This is a genomic window from Plantibacter sp. H53, from assembly GCF_001650455.1.
GTDB classification, from domain to species: Bacteria; Actinomycetota; Actinomycetes; order Actinomycetales; family Microbacteriaceae; genus Plantibacter; species Plantibacter flavus_A.
In genome coordinates this window covers 1-15,593 of record NZ_LWCT01000033.1, presented here as the reverse complement: position 1 = coordinate 15,593, position 15,593 = coordinate 1, and the positions used below count along the sequence as shown (strand labels likewise).

General features: G+C 71.6%; 16 protein-coding genes and 1 riboswitch. Of the genes, 9 read left to right on the top strand and 7 right to left on the bottom strand.

Going from position 1 to position 15,593, the window contains the following annotated elements; translation table 11 throughout:
• Window positions 1–42: 42 nt before the first annotated feature.
• The 3 genes from A4X17_RS13220 to A4X17_RS13210 all read right to left on the bottom strand — a co-directional run bounded on the left by A4X17_RS13220 (window position 43) and on the right by A4X17_RS13210 (window position 2,238).
• Window positions 43–702, bottom strand: a complete 660-nt coding sequence (locus tag A4X17_RS13220; RefSeq protein WP_064296148.1) for a GntR family transcriptional regulator — start codon at window positions 700–702, stop codon at window positions 43–45.
• Window positions 699–1,673 carry a DMT family transporter gene (locus A4X17_RS13215; protein WP_231884388.1) on the bottom strand — a complete coding sequence of 325 codons (975 nt, stop codon included), beginning with the start codon at window positions 1,671–1,673 and terminating at the stop codon, window positions 699–701. The genes A4X17_RS13220 and A4X17_RS13215 overlap by 4 nt, the downstream gene beginning before the upstream one ends.
• A gap of 115 nt (window positions 1,674–1,788) precedes the next feature.
• A complete protein-coding gene (locus A4X17_RS13210; protein ID WP_064296146.1) occupies window positions 1,789–2,238 on the bottom strand; it encodes a hypothetical protein in 450 nt (149 codons plus the stop codon).
• 283 nt (window positions 2,239–2,521) lie between these two features.
• Here A4X17_RS13210 and A4X17_RS13205 point away from each other — a divergent pair, with 283 nt between their 5' ends.
• From A4X17_RS13205 to A4X17_RS13195, 3 genes are all read left to right on the top strand, one after another.
• Window positions 2,522–4,777: a carboxypeptidase regulatory-like domain-containing protein gene (locus A4X17_RS13205; protein ID WP_082916164.1), complete on the top strand. Its 2,256-nt coding sequence runs from the start codon at window positions 2,522–2,524 to the stop codon at window positions 4,775–4,777.
• Between the two features lie 104 nt (window positions 4,778–4,881).
• Window positions 4,882–6,159 (top strand): CDP-alcohol phosphatidyltransferase family protein, encoded by a 1,278-nt coding sequence (locus A4X17_RS13200; RefSeq protein ID WP_064296145.1) that lies wholly within the window; start codon window positions 4,882–4,884, stop codon window positions 6,157–6,159.
• Between the two features lie 80 nt (window positions 6,160–6,239).
• The gene (locus tag A4X17_RS13195) at window positions 6,240–6,923 is read left to right on the top strand and encodes an HAD family phosphatase (RefSeq protein ID WP_064296144.1); all 684 of its coding nucleotides are present in this window, start codon (window positions 6,240–6,242) and stop codon (window positions 6,921–6,923) included.
• A gap of 10 nt (window positions 6,924–6,933) precedes the next feature.
• Here A4X17_RS13195 and A4X17_RS13190 read toward each other — a convergent pair whose 3' ends face one another.
• The gene (locus tag A4X17_RS13190) at window positions 6,934–7,455 is read right to left on the bottom strand and encodes a DUF1622 domain-containing protein (RefSeq protein WP_064296143.1); all 522 of its coding nucleotides are present in this window, start codon (window positions 7,453–7,455) and stop codon (window positions 6,934–6,936) included.
• A 60-nt stretch (window positions 7,456–7,515) separates the two neighbouring features.
• Window positions 7,516–7,616: riboswitch (TPP riboswitch) on the top strand.
• Here A4X17_RS13190 and thiM point away from each other — a divergent pair.
• From thiM to A4X17_RS13170, 4 genes are all read left to right on the top strand, one after another.
• Complete coding sequence (thiM, locus tag A4X17_RS13185; RefSeq protein ID WP_079003313.1) at window positions 7,608–8,459, top strand: hydroxyethylthiazole kinase; 852 nt, start codon at window positions 7,608–7,610, stop codon at window positions 8,457–8,459. (Overlaps the previous riboswitch by 9 nt.)
• Window positions 8,456–9,166: a thiamine phosphate synthase gene (gene thiE, locus A4X17_RS19305; RefSeq protein ID WP_231884387.1), complete on the top strand. Its 711-nt coding sequence runs from the start codon at window positions 8,456–8,458 to the stop codon at window positions 9,164–9,166. The genes thiM and thiE overlap by 4 nt, the downstream gene beginning before the upstream one ends.
• Complete coding sequence (locus A4X17_RS13175; RefSeq protein ID WP_157583515.1) at window positions 9,163–10,731, top strand: bifunctional hydroxymethylpyrimidine kinase/phosphomethylpyrimidine kinase; 1,569 nt, start codon at window positions 9,163–9,165, stop codon at window positions 10,729–10,731. The genes thiE and A4X17_RS13175 overlap by 4 nt, the downstream gene beginning before the upstream one ends.
• 47 nt (window positions 10,732–10,778) lie before the next feature.
• Window positions 10,779–11,075: a pyrimidine/purine nucleoside phosphorylase gene (locus tag A4X17_RS13170; protein WP_064296149.1), complete on the top strand. Its 297-nt coding sequence runs from the start codon at window positions 10,779–10,781 to the stop codon at window positions 11,073–11,075.
• A 107-nt stretch (window positions 11,076–11,182) separates the two neighbouring features.
• Here the strand turns inward: A4X17_RS13170 and A4X17_RS13165 are convergent, their stop codons facing one another.
• The 3 genes from A4X17_RS13165 to A4X17_RS13155 all read right to left on the bottom strand — a co-directional run bounded on the left by A4X17_RS13165 (window position 11,183) and on the right by A4X17_RS13155 (window position 13,487).
• Window positions 11,183–11,584, bottom strand: a complete 402-nt coding sequence (locus A4X17_RS13165; protein ID WP_064296142.1) for a hypothetical protein — start codon at window positions 11,582–11,584, stop codon at window positions 11,183–11,185.
• 51 nt (window positions 11,585–11,635) lie between these two features.
• Window positions 11,636–12,340, bottom strand: coding sequence for an ABC transporter ATP-binding protein (locus A4X17_RS13160; RefSeq protein WP_064296141.1), 705 nt, complete (start codon window positions 12,338–12,340; stop codon window positions 11,636–11,638).
• A 61-nt stretch (window positions 12,341–12,401) separates the two neighbouring features.
• The gene (locus tag A4X17_RS13155) at window positions 12,402–13,487 is read right to left on the bottom strand and encodes an ABC transporter permease (protein WP_064296140.1); all 1,086 of its coding nucleotides are present in this window, start codon (window positions 13,485–13,487) and stop codon (window positions 12,402–12,404) included.
• Window positions 13,488–13,663: 176 nt separating this feature from the next.
• On the opposite strand from A4X17_RS13155, the gene A4X17_RS13150 reads away from it, so the two are divergent.
• Window positions 13,664–14,929 (top strand): sensor histidine kinase, encoded by a 1,266-nt coding sequence (locus tag A4X17_RS13150; RefSeq protein ID WP_064296139.1) that lies wholly within the window; start codon window positions 13,664–13,666, stop codon window positions 14,927–14,929.
• Window positions 14,922–15,578: a response regulator transcription factor gene (locus tag A4X17_RS13145; protein ID WP_064296138.1), complete on the top strand. Its 657-nt coding sequence runs from the start codon at window positions 14,922–14,924 to the stop codon at window positions 15,576–15,578. The genes A4X17_RS13150 and A4X17_RS13145 overlap by 8 nt, the downstream gene beginning before the upstream one ends.
• Window positions 15,579–15,593: the final 15 nt, after the last annotated feature.

Below are 15,593 nucleotides of genomic sequence, written 5' to 3'. Positions count from 1 at the left end.
GACCGGGAGGGGTGGAGCAGGGGCCGGGCCGGGAGAGACGGCTCAGGGGCCGGAGCGGATACCCTCGGGGGCCGATCGGCGGAGCGCGATGAGCTGTTCCGCCGAGTGCGCGAGGTGCGCGCGGAGCTCCTCCTCGCCGTGGTCGCCGCTGAGGGCGTCGACGAGTCGGTCGTGCTGGTCGATGAGTTCCTCCGGCGGGAGGACGCTCCGGAGCTGCACCATGAACAGGCCGAGCTCGGCGAGCAGGCCAGCGTGCGCCTCGCTCAGTCGAGGGCTGCGGGCCGCGGCGACGATCGCGTGGTGCAGTTCGGCGTGCGCGACCTCGATGGCGCGGTGATCGCCGGGTCGGTCGATGCAGATGCGTCGGAGGTTGTCGTTCGCCGCGATGATCGAGGCCGGTGGGCGCGACGACGGCTCCGCGCGTGTTCGCAGCAGCCGGACCGCCTCGGCCTCGATCGCCGTCCGGTACTCCATGAGGGCGAGCACATCGGCGTCGCTGAACGACCGCACCCGTGCGCCGCGGTAGGCCTCGAACGTGACGAGGCGCTCCGCCGCGAGCGCCCGCAGCGCCGCCCGGACGGTGTGCCGGTTGACGCCGAACCGGGCGGTGAGGGCGGTCTCCCGTAACGGCTCGTCCGCGCCGAGTCGTCCGTCGAGGATGTCCTCCCGCAGTGCATCTGCGACGGCGTCGACCGCGGTCATCGGGCGACCTCGCGACGATCGGTGCGCGTGGGCACGACGAGGATCGCGAGTCCGATCACGAGCAGCGCGCCGCCGAAGACGGTCGACGGCCCGAAGGACTCTCCGAGGAGCAGGATGCCGAGGAGCGTCGCCGTCAACGGTTCGAAGAGCGTGAGCGTCGCGACCCGTGACGCGGGCAACCCGCCGAGCGCGTAGCCGAACAGCAGGTACCCCGCCACCGTGTTCACGAGCGCGAGCCATGCGACCGCGAGTGCGCCGGGCACGGTGAGGATCCAGGCGGTCTCGGTGGCGAGGAGGATCGGCACCGAGACGAGCGCCGCTCCGCCGAAGAGCGCCGCCATGGTGCCGAGCGGTGTCCACCCGTGCTCGATGAGCGCCTTGCTGCAGAGCGTGTACAGGGCGTAGGAGGCTCCGGCGCCGACTGACGCGAGCAGCCCGTCCACCGAGACGGTCCCGATCCCGCCGCCCGTCACTCCGGACAGGACGGCGACACCGGTCGCGGCGACGATCGTGGCCAGGAACCAGCGACCGCTCGGGCGCCGGCGGTGGATCGCCCATTCGAGGAGGCCGGTGATGGCGGGTGCGGAGCCGAGCGCCGTGAGGGTCCCGATCGCGACACCGTTGCGTTCCACTCCGAGGAAGAAGAACGGCTGGTATGCGGTGACACCGACCGTGCCGACGATGACGGCGATGATCAGGACGGGCCTCCCGAGTTCCACGGCGCGGGGGCGAGGTGGCCTCGTGGACCCGGACCGATGGGCGAACGTCGCCCACACGAGGACGAGGAACGCTCCGCCGAAGACGATGCGTGCGGCGCCGAAGGCGACCGAGCCCACCTCGATCGGCAGGAGCGCGTGAGTCGTCCCCGTCGTCCCGAAGCACACGGCGGCGAGGATCGCGGCGGCGACGGGGAGGCGCCCCGCGGCGGTGCTGCTGCCGGTCGTCGGGGTCGCCATCGGCGAACGGGTCATGGGGACAGCTTGCCGCAAGATTGTGTAACAATAAACGGCTGCATGGGATGTCCGGTACATACGTCACGACGCCCACCCGCTCGAGGAGCGGACGGGCGTCGGGAGGGAGAACGGGTCAGCCGGCGTAACCGCCGCTGATCACCGACACCCCGAGCAGGAGGGCTGCGCCGGCGGCGACGATCAGGGCGAGCGCCAGCATGGTGCCGGAGATGATGACGGCGGTGAGGGCGAAGCCCTTCGACTTCGGCTTGCGGGCGAGCGCGATGATGCCGAGCACGAGCGAGGCGATCGGCAGGAGCACGAACGACGGCGCGACGACCGCGGCGATCGACAGGGCGAACGCGATGATCGACAGTGTCTGGGTCGAGCTCTCGCGGTCGACGGCCGTCGGGGCGGGTACGGGTGCGAGGGGCATGGGCGTCGTCGGCTGGGTCGGCGCGACCTCCTGCACGGGCGTGGCCTGGGTGAGGGGCTCGGGGCCGAACGCTTCGGTCGGGGCGTCTGCCAGGGTCACGTCCTCGGCGGGCGAGATCGTGGTGGACTCGGTTGTGGCTGAGGCGGACATGAACTGGTTCCTTCCTCCGCGGTGTGCGGAGCTGTCTCCGCGGTGTGCGGAGCTGTCTCCGCGGTGTGCGGAGCTGATCGGTTGATGGTTCCAGCCTGCTCGGACCGCCTCCGTTCCGAATCGCCCGCGCGCCTGATCCCCCGTCCTCCTACGGAGGTATCCTGCGCGGCCCGTCCGTGGGCCGCTGGTGCCACACACGGCGACTACCACGGCTCGAGCCGACCCCCCGTAAACGGGACAGAGGGGTTTCGCAGGCGACGGGTGTCCGTTTATCCTGGCGCCCATGACCCGCCGCATCGGAGCCGCTGTGCTCGCCCTGCTCGGAGCCTCCGCGCTCGCCCTCAGCGCAGCCGTCCCGGCGGCCTCCGCCGCGACCACGTCGAGCTGGGCGACGTGGCCCACGTTCTCCGGTGCATCGGGGTCGTACCAGGGCACCATGACCCTGGCCGGTCAGCCCGCCCTCACCGCGGCGTTGACGAGTGACTCGGTCGGTGGCGGTGGCGGTGGCGTCGGCGTCATCTCCGGCGCCTCGACCTGGCTGGCGGCCTCGACCCCCGTCGGTGCCAAGTACGGCAGCAGCCGGGATCAGCCCTACCTCAACCTCCGCCCGAAGGCGAACAACGCGGCGTCGCCCTCGACCACGACCTACTCCTTCGCGACGCCGACGCCGCCGTCCGGCTGGACCTTCGTCCTCGGCGACATCGACGCCGACCAGGTCACCGTGACGGCGATCGGTCCCGACGGCGCGGCGCTCACCCCTGACGAGCTCGGGTTCAACGGCGGCTTCAACTACTGCGCTCCCGGCCTGGTCGGCAAGCCGTCCTGCACCGGATCCGCAACGGACGTCCCCACCTGGGACCCGACGACGCAGGTGCTCCGCGGCAACGACGCCGCTGCGGACACCGCCGGCGCGGCAGGGTGGTTCGAACCCTCCGCCCCGATCTCCAGCCTCACCTTCTCGTTCCGGCAGCGGTCGGGCGCGCCCGTCTACCAGGCGTGGTTCGCGTCGATCGCGCGTGACGTGACCGGCACGGTGACCGACCAGACCGCGGGCCCGCTGGACGGCGTCGGCGTCCGGCTCATCGACCGCGACGGCCGGGTGGTGGCGTCGACCACGACCGCGGGTGGCGGCACGTACTTCTTCACCGGCTACTTCGCGACCGACGGCTACACGGTGCAGCTCGTCCCGCCGACCGGCAAGATCGCCGTCGGTCCTGCACGTGCCGCAGTTGACCTCACGGACACGGACGCCGTCGCGGACTTCACCGTCCGCGACATCGTGCCCGTCGCCGTGTCGGGGACCGCGCTCGACACGGACGGCGTCCCGATCGTCGGTGCCACCGTCACCATCGACGGTGTCGGCAGCGTCACCACCGACACCGACGGGAACTACCTCTTCGACACCGTGCCGGTCGGCGACCACTCGGTGGTCATCACGCCACCGTCCGGGTACGCGGTCCAGACCGCACCGGCGTCGTTCACCGTGCCGGTCGGCAGCGGGACGCCCATCACCGAGCAGCACTTCGTGCTCGTCGCGAACCCCAGCCTCGGCGGCGTGGTCAGCTCCGGCGGGGTCGGTGTGGCCGGCGTCACCGTGAGCGTCGACGGTCCGAACGGTGTCGAGCGCGCCGTCACGGCCGCCGACGGTTCCTACCGTTTCCCGCTCCTGCCCGCGGGGTCCTACGAGGTCTCGGTCGTCGCCCCCGAGGGGTACGTCGTCTCCGGAACCGCAAGCCGGGCGGAGGAGCTCGCCGGCGCCGATCTGGACGCGGTCGACTTCGAGCTCGCTCGGCTCGGCACCGTCATCGGCGACGTCCGGACGGACACCGACGCCCCGGTGCCCGCCGCGACGGTCACGGTGACGACGCCGGGCGGCCCGGTCGCCCTGACGACGACGGCCGAGGGGTCCTACGGGCTCGCCGACCTGGCGCCGGGCAGCTACGAGGTCACGCTGACCGTCCCGGTCGGGTACTCCGTGCCCGCGGGTGGCGCCACGACCGCCACCGTCGTCGTCGGCACCGACGGCGCTGTCCAGACGGTGCCCACCTTCGTGCTCGTCGCCGACGCCGTGCTCGGCGGCCTCGCTGGAACGGTCGAGACGGACGCGGGTGCTCCGATCGCGGACGTGACCCTGACCGTCGAGACCTCGGCCGGCCCGGTCGACATCACGACTGACGCCGACGGCGCCTACGGCCTCGACGGACTCGCGCCCGGTTCCTACGAGGTGTCCGTGGCGGTCCCGGCGGGCTACACCGCCGAGGGGGCCACCACGGCGACCGCGGTCGTCGCCGCAGACGGTTCCGAGGTCTCGGTGCCGGCCTTCGTCCTCGTTCCCGACGCCGTCGTGCCCGTGCCGTCGGCGAATCCGAGCGACCCCGCCGTTCCGGGCAACTCGGGTCGCCTGCCCTCGACCGGTGCGGACGCGATGCCGTGGATCGTCGCTGCCGGAGCGCTCTTCGTGCTCGGCGCCGCCGGTGTCGTCACCGCGGCCGTCCTGCGTCGTCGACGCGCGAATCGGGACGAACTGTCCGGCGAATGACCGTTTGAACGACCTCTCGGGGATGGGAGGGCGCGGCTCGTCCGTAGACTTGGGCGAGCCGCGCCCCACCCAGGAGTGCGGATCGCACTGCTGAACGGGGATCCGTGGACATCATCGGGTGGGTGAACGACGCCGCGACGGCGCTGCCCGATCCGCTGATCTGGCTCCTCGGGCTCCTGTTCACGACCGCCGAATCCGGCCTCTGGCTCGGCCTCGTCGTCCCCGGTGAACCGGTGGTGCTCCTCCTCTCGGCCATGCTCGACTCCGCCCCCGGCGCCCTCGTGCTGTTCCTCGCGGTCGCCCTCGGCGGGTCGCTCGGGGACCAGCTCGGCTACCTCGTCGGTCGTCGTTCCGGTGGTCGTCTCCGTGACTCGGCCGTCATCCGGCGCCTCGGTGTCGACGGCTGGGACCGCGCGGTCGAGGCGCTCGAGCGACGCGGGGCCCAGGCCGTCTTCCTCACCCGGCTCGTGCCCGTGCTCCGATGCCTGACACCGACCGCCGCGGGGGTCGCCCGCGTGCCCTACCGGTCGTTCCTCGCGGCATCACTGCTGGGCTCCCTCCTCTGGTCCGCCGTCTACGTCGGCGTCGGCTCCCTCGTCCGTGCCACGCTCGACACGGTCCGCCAGTACCTCGGTGCCACCGGCTGGGTGCTGCTGTTCGCGCTCGTCGTCGTGGTGACGATCGTCGCGATCGCCCGATTCCGCCGCGGTGCCGCGATCCCCGGTGACGAGGCGATGATCCCGGTGACGCTGCACGAGAAGACGCCGCTCGCGCGCCTCCGGACGCAGCTGTTCTCCGACGACGACTGGAAGAACCTGCCGAACGCGATCACGGCGGGACGTATCGTCCTCCTGCCGGTCTTCGCCGCCCTCGTGATCACCGGCTCCTACTGGGCCGCGCTCGTCGTCGGTGCGGTCGTGTTCCTGAGCGACGTCGCCGACGGACAGATCGCGCGCCGCATGGGCACGGTCTCCGCGCTCGGCACCTGGCTCGACGGGGTCGCCGACCGCCTGACCGTGGTCGTGGTCGCCGCGTCGTTCGCCATCGCGCAGATCATCCCATGGCAGGTGTTCGTGGTCATGATCGTCCCCGACCTCCTGCTCGCGTTCGTCGCCGTCGTCGCGTTCCGCGGGACGCCGGAGGTGCCGGTGAGCATCGCCGGCAAGATCCGGACGGTGTTCCTCTTCGTCGGCTTCTTCGCGCTGCTCACGGGCCTCGCGCTCGGCGGCGGGGATCCGGCGTCGGCGCTCCACCGGGTCTTCGGCGGGGTCGGCTTCGTGGCGATCCTGCTCGGACTCCTCGGCCACTTCGTCGCGGCGACCCAGTATGCGCGACGCATGGTCGTCACCTGGCAGCGACAGGGCGTCCGCGCGGCCCGCTGAGCGCCGCGCCGACCATCGTCGGAGGCCCCCAACGGATGGCACACGGCCACAGCGCAGGCGGCGTCGTTTAGGCTCGGAGCATGCCAGTCGACTATCCGGACCTCGTCATCTTCGACTGCGACGGCACGCTCGTCGACACGGAACGCATCTCCGTCCGGGTGAACCTGCAGCTCCTCAACGAGGTCGGCGGCGACTACACCGAGGCGGAGGTGCGGGAGCTCTTCGTCGGCGCCTCACTCGAGACGTACGCGACGCTGGTCGAGCAGCGCCTCGGGAAGCCGCTCGAGGCCGACTGGATCCAGCGCTGGAGCGACATGTTCCGCGGCATCTGCGAACGTGAGCTCGAGGCCGTCGACGGGGTCGTCGTTGCCCTCGACGGTATCGCTGCGACCGGGGTGCCGCTGTGCGTCGCCTCGAACGGGATGCTGCACGACGTCGTCCGCAACCTCGGGCAGGTGGGCATCCACGACCGCTTCGACGGGCGCATCTTCAGCGCGACCGACGTCGCCGTCGGCAAGCCCGCACCCGACCTGTTCCTGCACGCCGCCGCCGACTTCGACACGGCCCCCGAACGGTGCGCGGTCGTCGAGGACAGCGTCGTCGGCGTCCTGGCTGCCCGTGCGGCCGGCATGACGGTCTACGCCTACGCCGGTGGCATGACGCCCGCCGAGCGGCTCATCGGCGACGGCACCCACGTCTTCGACGACATGCGCCTGCTGCCCGACCTCATCCGCGACACCTGGGCGACCTCCGCGGCACGCTAGCCGTGCCGCGCTAGCTGCGACTGCGGAGCTCCGGGAAGCCGTCCTCGTCGTCGGGGATCGGCTGCGCCGCGACCGCCGGTGCCGACGTCGCATCGGACGGTTCGAGATCCTGGGCTGAGGCGTCCTGCTGCTCGGCGCGACGTCGGGTGCGTTCGCCACCGCGCTTGACCGCGCGGTCGAACAACTGCGGGCCGGTCGTCGCCAGGCGCCTCCAGGGGAGGGTGCCCTCGATCTCGATCTGCAGGGAGAAGCTCAGCAGGGTGCGGATGACGACGATGATCGCGAGGACGAGCGCGTCGGTCAGCGACGGCGTCGACGTGACCGTCTTCACGAGGTCTGCGGCCACGAGGATCTCCAGCCCGAGCAGGATGACCGAGCCGATCGTCTCCCGCAGCATCCGGAAGGCCCGAGCGCCGTCGCGCGTGCTCCACCACAGACGGGCCGAGAGGGTGACGGCGATCACGAAGCCCACGACCATCGCCCCGACACCGGCGACCTCGAAGACGATGGTGACCAGCTCGAAGAAGTCCATCCCTCCATCATCCTCGCCCGCCCGCTGGACGGGAAGCCGGGCCGACCCGCTAGGGTGGTCGCGAGTGACACGGGGTGCCGATCCCACGACGATCGGCTGAGAACACACCCGTCGAACCTGATCTCGTTAGTCCGAGCGAAGGGATGTCGCGAATGAGCGTTCGCACACCGCAGCAGTCCGCCCACCCGTCCACCGACGACTCGTCCGTCGGCGAGTTCGCGAGCGCGTCCGGGGACCTCCTCGAGCGCCTGCGCGAGCACACGCCGCTCGTCCAATCGATCACGAACGCCGTGGTGACGAACTTCACCGCGAACGTCCTGCTCGCCATCGGCGCCGCCCCGGCGATGACCGACATCCCCACCGAGGCCGGGCCGTTCGCCCGCATCGCCTCCGGGGTGCTCCTCAATCTCGGGACGCCGCAGGCGGAGCAGCGCGAGGCGATGGTCGAGGCCGCCTCCGCCGCGAACGACGCCGGCACACCGTGGGTGCTCGACCCCGTGGCCGTCGGCTTCCTACCGGTGCGCACGGCGCTCGCCGCCGACCTCCTCGACCTCCGGCCGACGATCGTCCGCGGCAACGCCAGCGAGATCATCGCCCTCGCCGGACTGGGCGCCGGCGGTCGCGGGGTCGACAGCACCGACTCGGTCGACAGCGCGATCGAGGCGGCCACCGCGATCGCCCGCACCTCGGGCGCCGTCGTCGCGATCTCCGGCCCGACGGACGTCATCACCGACGGTGAGCGCATCGTCCGCTGCTCGAACGGGCACGCCTGGCTCACCCTCGTGACGGGCGGTGGCTGTGCCCTCGGTGCCGTACTCGCCGCCTTCGCCTCACTCGACGACGACCGGTTGCTGACGACGGTCGCGGCGACCACCGCGTACACGGTCGCCGCGCAGCTTGCGGCTGCGGAGAGCCGCGGCCCCGGCTCCTTCGCTCCCGCCTTCCTCGACCGCCTCCACCTCCTCGACGCCGACACCGTCCGCAGCCTGGCGGTGATCGCGTGAGCGCCTCGACCACCGCGGACCGGGTCCTCGCGGCCCGTTCGCACGCCGAGCTCGTGCGCCGCGGCATCGCCACCTACCTCGTCACGGACGCCTCGGCCAGCGGGGATCGCGGTGTCCTCGACGTCGTGCGCCGAGCCGTCGACGGCGGGGTGACCGCGGTCCAGCTGCGGGAGAAGACCGCGTCGGCGCGAGCGCTGTTCGACCTGACCGTGCGTGCGGCGGAGGTCGTCGCCGGTCGGGCGCTGCTCCTCGTCGACGACCGGGTGGACGTCTTCCTCGCGGCCCGTTCCGCCGGTGCCGTCGTCCACGGCGTCCACGTGGGTCAGAGCGATCTCCCGGTCGACGCCGTGCGTCGTATCGTGGGGCAGGCCGCCGTCGTGGGACTGACGGCGAACACCCCGGCGCACCTCGACGCGGTCGCAGCGCTGTCACCCGGGACGGTCGACTACCTGGGCGTCGGCGTCATCCGCCCGACGACGACGAAGCCGGACCACCCGGCGCCGCTCGGCGTGGAGGGGTTCGCCGCGATCGCCGCCGCGACCCCGCTCCCGTGCGTCGCCATCGGTGGGGTGTCACTGGACGACACGGTCGAGCTCCACGCCGCCGGTGCCGCGGGTCTCGCCGTCGTCTCCGCCATCTGCGCCGTCGACGATCCGGCGGCCGCCGCCAGAGCGTTCCGCAGCGCCTGGACCGAGGTCTCGGCATGAGCGCCGTGGAACCGTCGACGACGCCGGTGTCGTCGAACTCGAACCGGGTGCACGGTCGACGACCCGTCACGATCCGCGAGGCACCCCGGGTGCTGAGCATCGCCGGGACCGACCCGACCGGTGGTGCCGGGATCCAGGCCGATCTCAAGAGCATCGCCGCGAACGGCGGATACGGCATGGCGGTCGTCACCGCGCTCGTCGCGCAGAACACCCGGGGCGTCCGGTCCGTGCACACTCCGCCCGTCGGGTTCCTCCGCGAGCAGTTGGACGCGGTCGCGGACGACGTGGTGATCGACGCGGTCAAGATCGGGATGCTGGGCGATGTCGCGATCATCGACACCGTGTCGACCTGGCTGCAGGAGACCGAGACCGGACCCGTCGTCCTCGACCCGGTGATGGTGGCGACGAGCGGCGACCGTCTCCTCCACCGCGACGCCGAAGCGGCCATGCGTGCGCTCCTGCCGCACGTCGACCTCGTGACCCCGAACCTGCCGGAGCTCGCCGTCCTCGCGGACGAACCGGTGGCGACGAGTTGGGCCGACGCACTCGCGCAGGCGGAACGGGTCTCGGTGCAGGCGGGCGTGATCGTGCTCGTGAAGGGCGGGCACCTGACGGGGACGACCGCATGCCCGGATGCGCTCGTCGACGCCACCGGTGGTCTGGGTGACGACCGATCACTCGTCGAGTTCGACGGTCTCCGAGTCGACACACGGAACACCCATGGGACCGGGTGCTCCCTGTCGAGCGCGATGGCCACCCTCGTCGCCCGGTCGGGGTCCTGGACCGCGGCGCTCGGCGAGGCGAAGGCGTGGCTCACGACGAGTCTCCGCCACGCGGACGCGCTCGAGGTCGGCTCGGGCAACGGCCCGATCAGCCACTTCGCCGAACTGTGGGCAGCGGGCGGGACGACCTCACGGCGGCAGGACGGTGCCGACATCGTCGCCGACTGGTGGGAGGACATCGCCGAGCTGCGGTACCGGATCGACCACCTGCCGTTCGTGACGACGCTCGCCGACGGGACCCTCGATCCGGCCCGGTTCGCCTGGTACCTGCAGCAGGACGCGATCTATCTACGGGCCTACTCGCGGGTCCTCGCACGAGCGAGTGCCTTGGCACCGACGGCCGAGGAGCAGGTGTTCTGGGCGACCGGCGCGGCGGGCTCGATCGAGGCCGAGATGGAGCTGCACCGCACCTGGCTCAGCGCGTATGCCGTCAGCGGTATGGATGTGGAACCGTCGGCGACGACCACGGCGTACCTCGACCACCTGCACGCGGCGACGGTCGACGGCGACTACGGGCGGGTGGTCGCCGCCGTGTTGCCCTGCTATTGGATCTACCAGGATCTCGGTGAACGGCTCGTGGGCGCATCACACGCGGAGCACCCGTTCGCCGCGTGGCTCGACACCTACGCCGACCCCGCCTTCGCGACCGCGAACACCCGGGCGATCGAGATCGTCGCCGGGGCGGCAGCTCGCGCGGACGAGACCGGCCGCGACACGATGCGACGGGCGTTCCTCGCCTCGGCCGCTCACGAGGAGGCCTTCTTCGCCGAGCCGATACGATGAAGGCCGGATCCGCCGCCGCGGTCCCGGACCACGACGAGAGGCCCCTGATGCTGACGAGCAACGAGTACTTCGACGGCAACGTGAAGTCGATCGGCTTCACCACGAACGAGCCCGGTGCGGAGTCGGCCAGCGTCGGAGTGATGGAGCCGGGGGAGTACACCTTCACCACGGGCAAGGCCGAGGAGATGTCCGTGATCTCCGGCAAGCTCCGCGTGCTGCTGCCGAACACGAGTGCGTGGCAGGACTTCGGGCCCGACGCGCAGTTCAGCGTCCCGGGGAGCAGCAGCTTCCAGGTCGAGGTCGAGGTCACCACGGCGTACCTCTGCCGTTACCTCAACATCTGAACGCCCTTCGACACTTCGACAGGCTCAGTGCGGCGCAGCTCAGGGACCGGTTGGGGTGCGCCCTCCGAACGGCTCAGGGGCCGGTTCGGTTCGTCCGAGTGCCCGGCTCAGGATCGGTCGACGACCTCGAGCGTGAGGACGACGGTCGAATCGTCCGAGCTGTTCGTCAGTGTCACCGTCGTGCTCCCGACCTCGAGCGGCTGCAGACCGGGGTTGAAGGACGCGCCGCCGCGGGAGCCGCCCGGCACGTACTCCGCGATCGACGGATCCTCGATCTCCGCGGACCACACGGTCGGATCGACGGCGACGAGGTCCACCACGTTGTCGAGGCCGACGGTGACGGTGCGGCCGTCCTGATCGACGAGCTGCACGATGACGGGTGCGATCACGCCGGCCTCGCTCGCGGAGCTCTGACCGGAGGGTGAGTCCGCGCCACCGGTGCAGGCACTCGTGCCGAGCACCGCTCCGACGATCGCGATCACGGTCAGCCCACGGGTGGCACGGCGCATGGCGGTCCTCTCTCGACGTGACCTCACCCTACCGCCGGGCGACGGAGGACCTCAGGACCGCAGGGCCAGCGCGTCGGCGGCGGCGCTGAGTCGACCGTCCTCCATGACGAGCACCTGGTCCATGCGGTCGAGGTGACTCCGATCGTGGGTGACCAGCAGCGTCGCGGCGCCCGAGGTCGCGGTGAGTTCGAGGATGAGCTCGATGATCGCGGATCCCCGCTCGTGGTCGAGCGCACTGGTCGGCTCATCCACGACGAGGGCGTCGGGCTCGTTCATGAGGGCGCGCGCGATGTTGACCCGCTGCCGCTGACCACCCGAGAGCTGATGCGGCCGCTTGCCTGCCTGGTCGCCGAGCCCGACGGCGGCGAGCAGCATCGCGGCCCGCTCGCGGGTGCGCGTCCGGTCGGTCCGCGACGTGCGGCCGCCGAGCGCCCCGAGGACGCACAACTGCTCGAGGGCCGTGAGCGACGGCAGCAGGTTGGCCTGCTGGAACACGATGCCGAGCCTCGTGCGGCGGAAGTCGGTGGCCGCACGGCGGTCGAGGGAGGTGACGTCGACCCCCGCCACCTCCACCAGGCCGCTGTCGGGCCGGATGAGGCCGGCTGCGACGGCGAGCACACTCGACTTCCCGGAGCCCGACGGCCCGGTGAGCGCGGTGACGGTCCCGGCCGGGACGGTGAGGGTCGCGTGGTCGACGGCGGTGACGCGGTGGTCGCCGTCGGGGAAGGTGAGGGTGACGTCGGTGAGCGAGATCATGCGGAGACTCCGATGGTGACGAGGGTGGGTGCGAGGAAGGAGACAGGGAGGTCGGGCGCGTTCACCGGTTGCCGCCGAGCGCGGTCAGCGGGTCGGCCGAGAGGATGGACCGCAGGGCGAACGCCGCTCCGATCAGACCGAGGACGATCATGATCACCCCGGGCACGAGCGTCGTCAATGGGCTGAGCACGAAGGGCAGTGCCGTGCCCGCCGCGGAACCGAGTGCGGCGGTGATGCCGATGCCGAACCCGACACCGATGACGAGGAGGACGAGCGCCTGGCCGAGCGCATCGAGCGACAGCCGACGGGTCGTCGCGCCCAGCGCTTTGAGGATCGCCACGTCACCCGCGCGCTGCATGGTCCACACCGTGAAGAAGGCTCCGATGACGAGCGCGGAGATCCCAAACAGCATGGCGACCATGAGGAGGAGCGATCCGATCTCGGAGCGGAACGAGCCGATCGCGAGCAAGGACGACAGGACGTCCTTCGACACCGTGCCGGTGGCCTGCTCCACGCCCGTCACCGCTTCGGCGCTCGGGTTCCCGGTGATGGCGAGCGCGGTCGCTCCGTCGCCGGGGGACCCTTGCGCAGCCTGCAGCGACCGCCACTCGGCCAGGCTCGTCCAGACGACCGGCGTGTGGCTGTACCACTGGTCGTCGACGACCGAACCGACCTCGAGTTCGCTGCCACCGATCGAGACGGTGTCGCCTCGGGAGACGTGGAGGGCCTCCGCGGCGGTCCGACTCAGGCGGGCGGTCCCGTCGGCGGGCACGTCGACGGTGCGACCCGCGACGGCGTCACCACTGATCCCGAACAGCGCCACGGAGGTGCGCGCATCGTCCGTGGTCATCCGCGTCTGGCTGATGCCGAGCTCCTGGACACCGTCCACCCCGGGGACCGCAGCCCACGTCATGGCCGCGTCCGCGTCGATCGCGGAGTCCGCGAACGTCGCCTGCTCGCCGTCGGACGGGGCCGTAAGGACGATGCTCGACGCACCCAGCCCGGTGATCGCCGAGATGTTCTGGTTCGCCAGTCCCGCGGTGAGGCCGCTGAGGAATCCGATGAGCAGGGTGATGAGGGCGACGACCGCCCCGATCAGCACGAAGCGACCGGTGGCGAAGCGCATGTCGCGCCAGGCGACGAACATGGGGACTCCTTGTCAGCCGCCCGACGGCGTCTCCGTGGTGCGGCGTGGTTCCAGCCTCGTCGCGTCGCCGAGCCAGGGCATCGTCGGACGGGACGGTCCTCCGGCGCTGTCGGGTGGAGGCGACGTTCCACCTTTCTGATGATTCGCGAAGACGATCCTCGCCGTACGCTGGGCGGATGAAGCACTCGGCACTCAGCCCCGTGTTCACCGGCCTGCAGCTCGGCCTCCACGGCCTCGTCACCGCACTCATCGTGCTCGTGATCGCGCGATCCGTCTCGGTCGGTGGCCAGGCGGCGCTCACGGCGATCGTCCTCGCCGTCGTCATGCTGCTCACCTACGCCGCCGGCGCGATCCTCGGCGGTCGTGTCCGCCGTGCGGTGGCCGCCAGCGGCACCACCGATCGCGACGCTGCTCCTGTCGGTGTGCGTCGAGGTCGGGTGTCCGTCCTCGCCTGGCTGGTGCTGCTCAGCGTCGAGTGGGTGGTCCTCGTCCTCCTCAGCCCGGATGCCGCCTACCTCGTCTTCCCGTTGTTCTTCCTCTATCTGCACCTCCTCCCCAGGGCCGTCGCGGTGCCCGCCGTGGTGATCGCCACCATCGCCGCGGTCGTCGCGATCGGCCTGCACGCCGGCTTCAGCGTCGGGGGAGTCGTCGGCCCGCTCGTCGGTGCGGCCGTGGCCGTCGCGATCGGACTCGGCTACGAGGCGCTGGCCCGGGAGGCGGCGGAGCGGGAACGACTCATCGCCGAGCTCGTCGCGGCACGCGAGGAACTCGCCGAGCGGGGGCGGCAGGCGGGCAAGCTGGCGGAGCGTGAGCGCCTCGCCGCAGACCTCCACGACACGGTCGCCCAGGCCCTGTCGAGCATCCAACTGCTCCTGCACGCGGCCGAACGCTCCGCCGCCGAGCGGCCGGGCACGGAGCAGCTGCGTTCGCACATCGGGCTGGCCCGGGACGCCGCGGCGACGGCCCTCGCCGAGACGCGCAGCCTCATCGACGAGCTGAGCCCGCCGGCTTTGGTGGGTGCGACGATCGCGGACGCGCTCGGTCGCCTCGCCGAGACGACGACCGCCCAGAGCGGCACACCGGTCTCCACGACGGTCACCGGCGATGCGTTCGTCCTCGGCACGCCGGTGACGACCGCGCTCCTCCGGGCTGCGCAGAGCAGTCTCGCGAACGTCGTCCGGCATGCCGGAGCGAGCCGGGCGGACGTCACCCTCACCTACCTCGACGAGGAGGTCATCCTCGACATCGACGACGACGGGGTGGGGTTCGATCCGGCAAGGGTCGCCGAGCGCACTGCGGGCGGTCCGTTCGGCATGATGTCCATGCGCCGTCGCATCACCGAACTGGGTGGCGAGGTCGAGGTGCGCAGTGCGCCGGGCGCCGGCACGACCATCACCGTGCGGTTCGCGGCACCAGGAGCGGAAGGGGACGCCCATGCGTGACGATGCGACCGATGCCGGCGAGCCGCCGGTCATCCGGGTCGTGGTGGCGGACGACCACCCGATCGTCCGAGCCGGACTCATCGCGGTGCTCGCGCCGATCGCCGACATCGAGGTGGTCGGGACCGCATCGACCGCAGCCGAGGCTGTGGCCGCCGCACCCGGCGCCGACCTCGTCCTCATGGACCTGAGCTTCGGCGACGGTCCGACGGGGATCGATGCGACGAGGGAGATCGCGTCGCTGCCGGACGGCCCGTCGGTCCTCGTGCTGACGAACTACGACTCCGACGCCGACATCCTCGGCGCGATCGAAGCCGGAGCCGCGGGGTACCTGTTGAAGGACGCCGCCCCGGAGGACCTCATCGACGGCATCCGCTCGGCGGCCGGCGGGAACTCGGTGCTCGGGCCGGCCGTGGCGACCCGGCTGGTCGCCCGGGTGAGCGCACCACAACAGGCGCTGAGCGCGCGGGAGATCGAGGTGCTCGCGCGGGCGGCCGAGGGGCTCACCAACCTCGAGATCGCCGGGCGACTGCATGTCGGGGAGACGACGGTGAAGTCCCACCTCGCGCACATCTACACGAAGCTCGACGTGTCGAACCGCTCGGCGGCGATCGCCGCGGCCCAGCGCGCCGGTCTCTTCCGCTCCCGCTGACCCCCACCCCGGTCC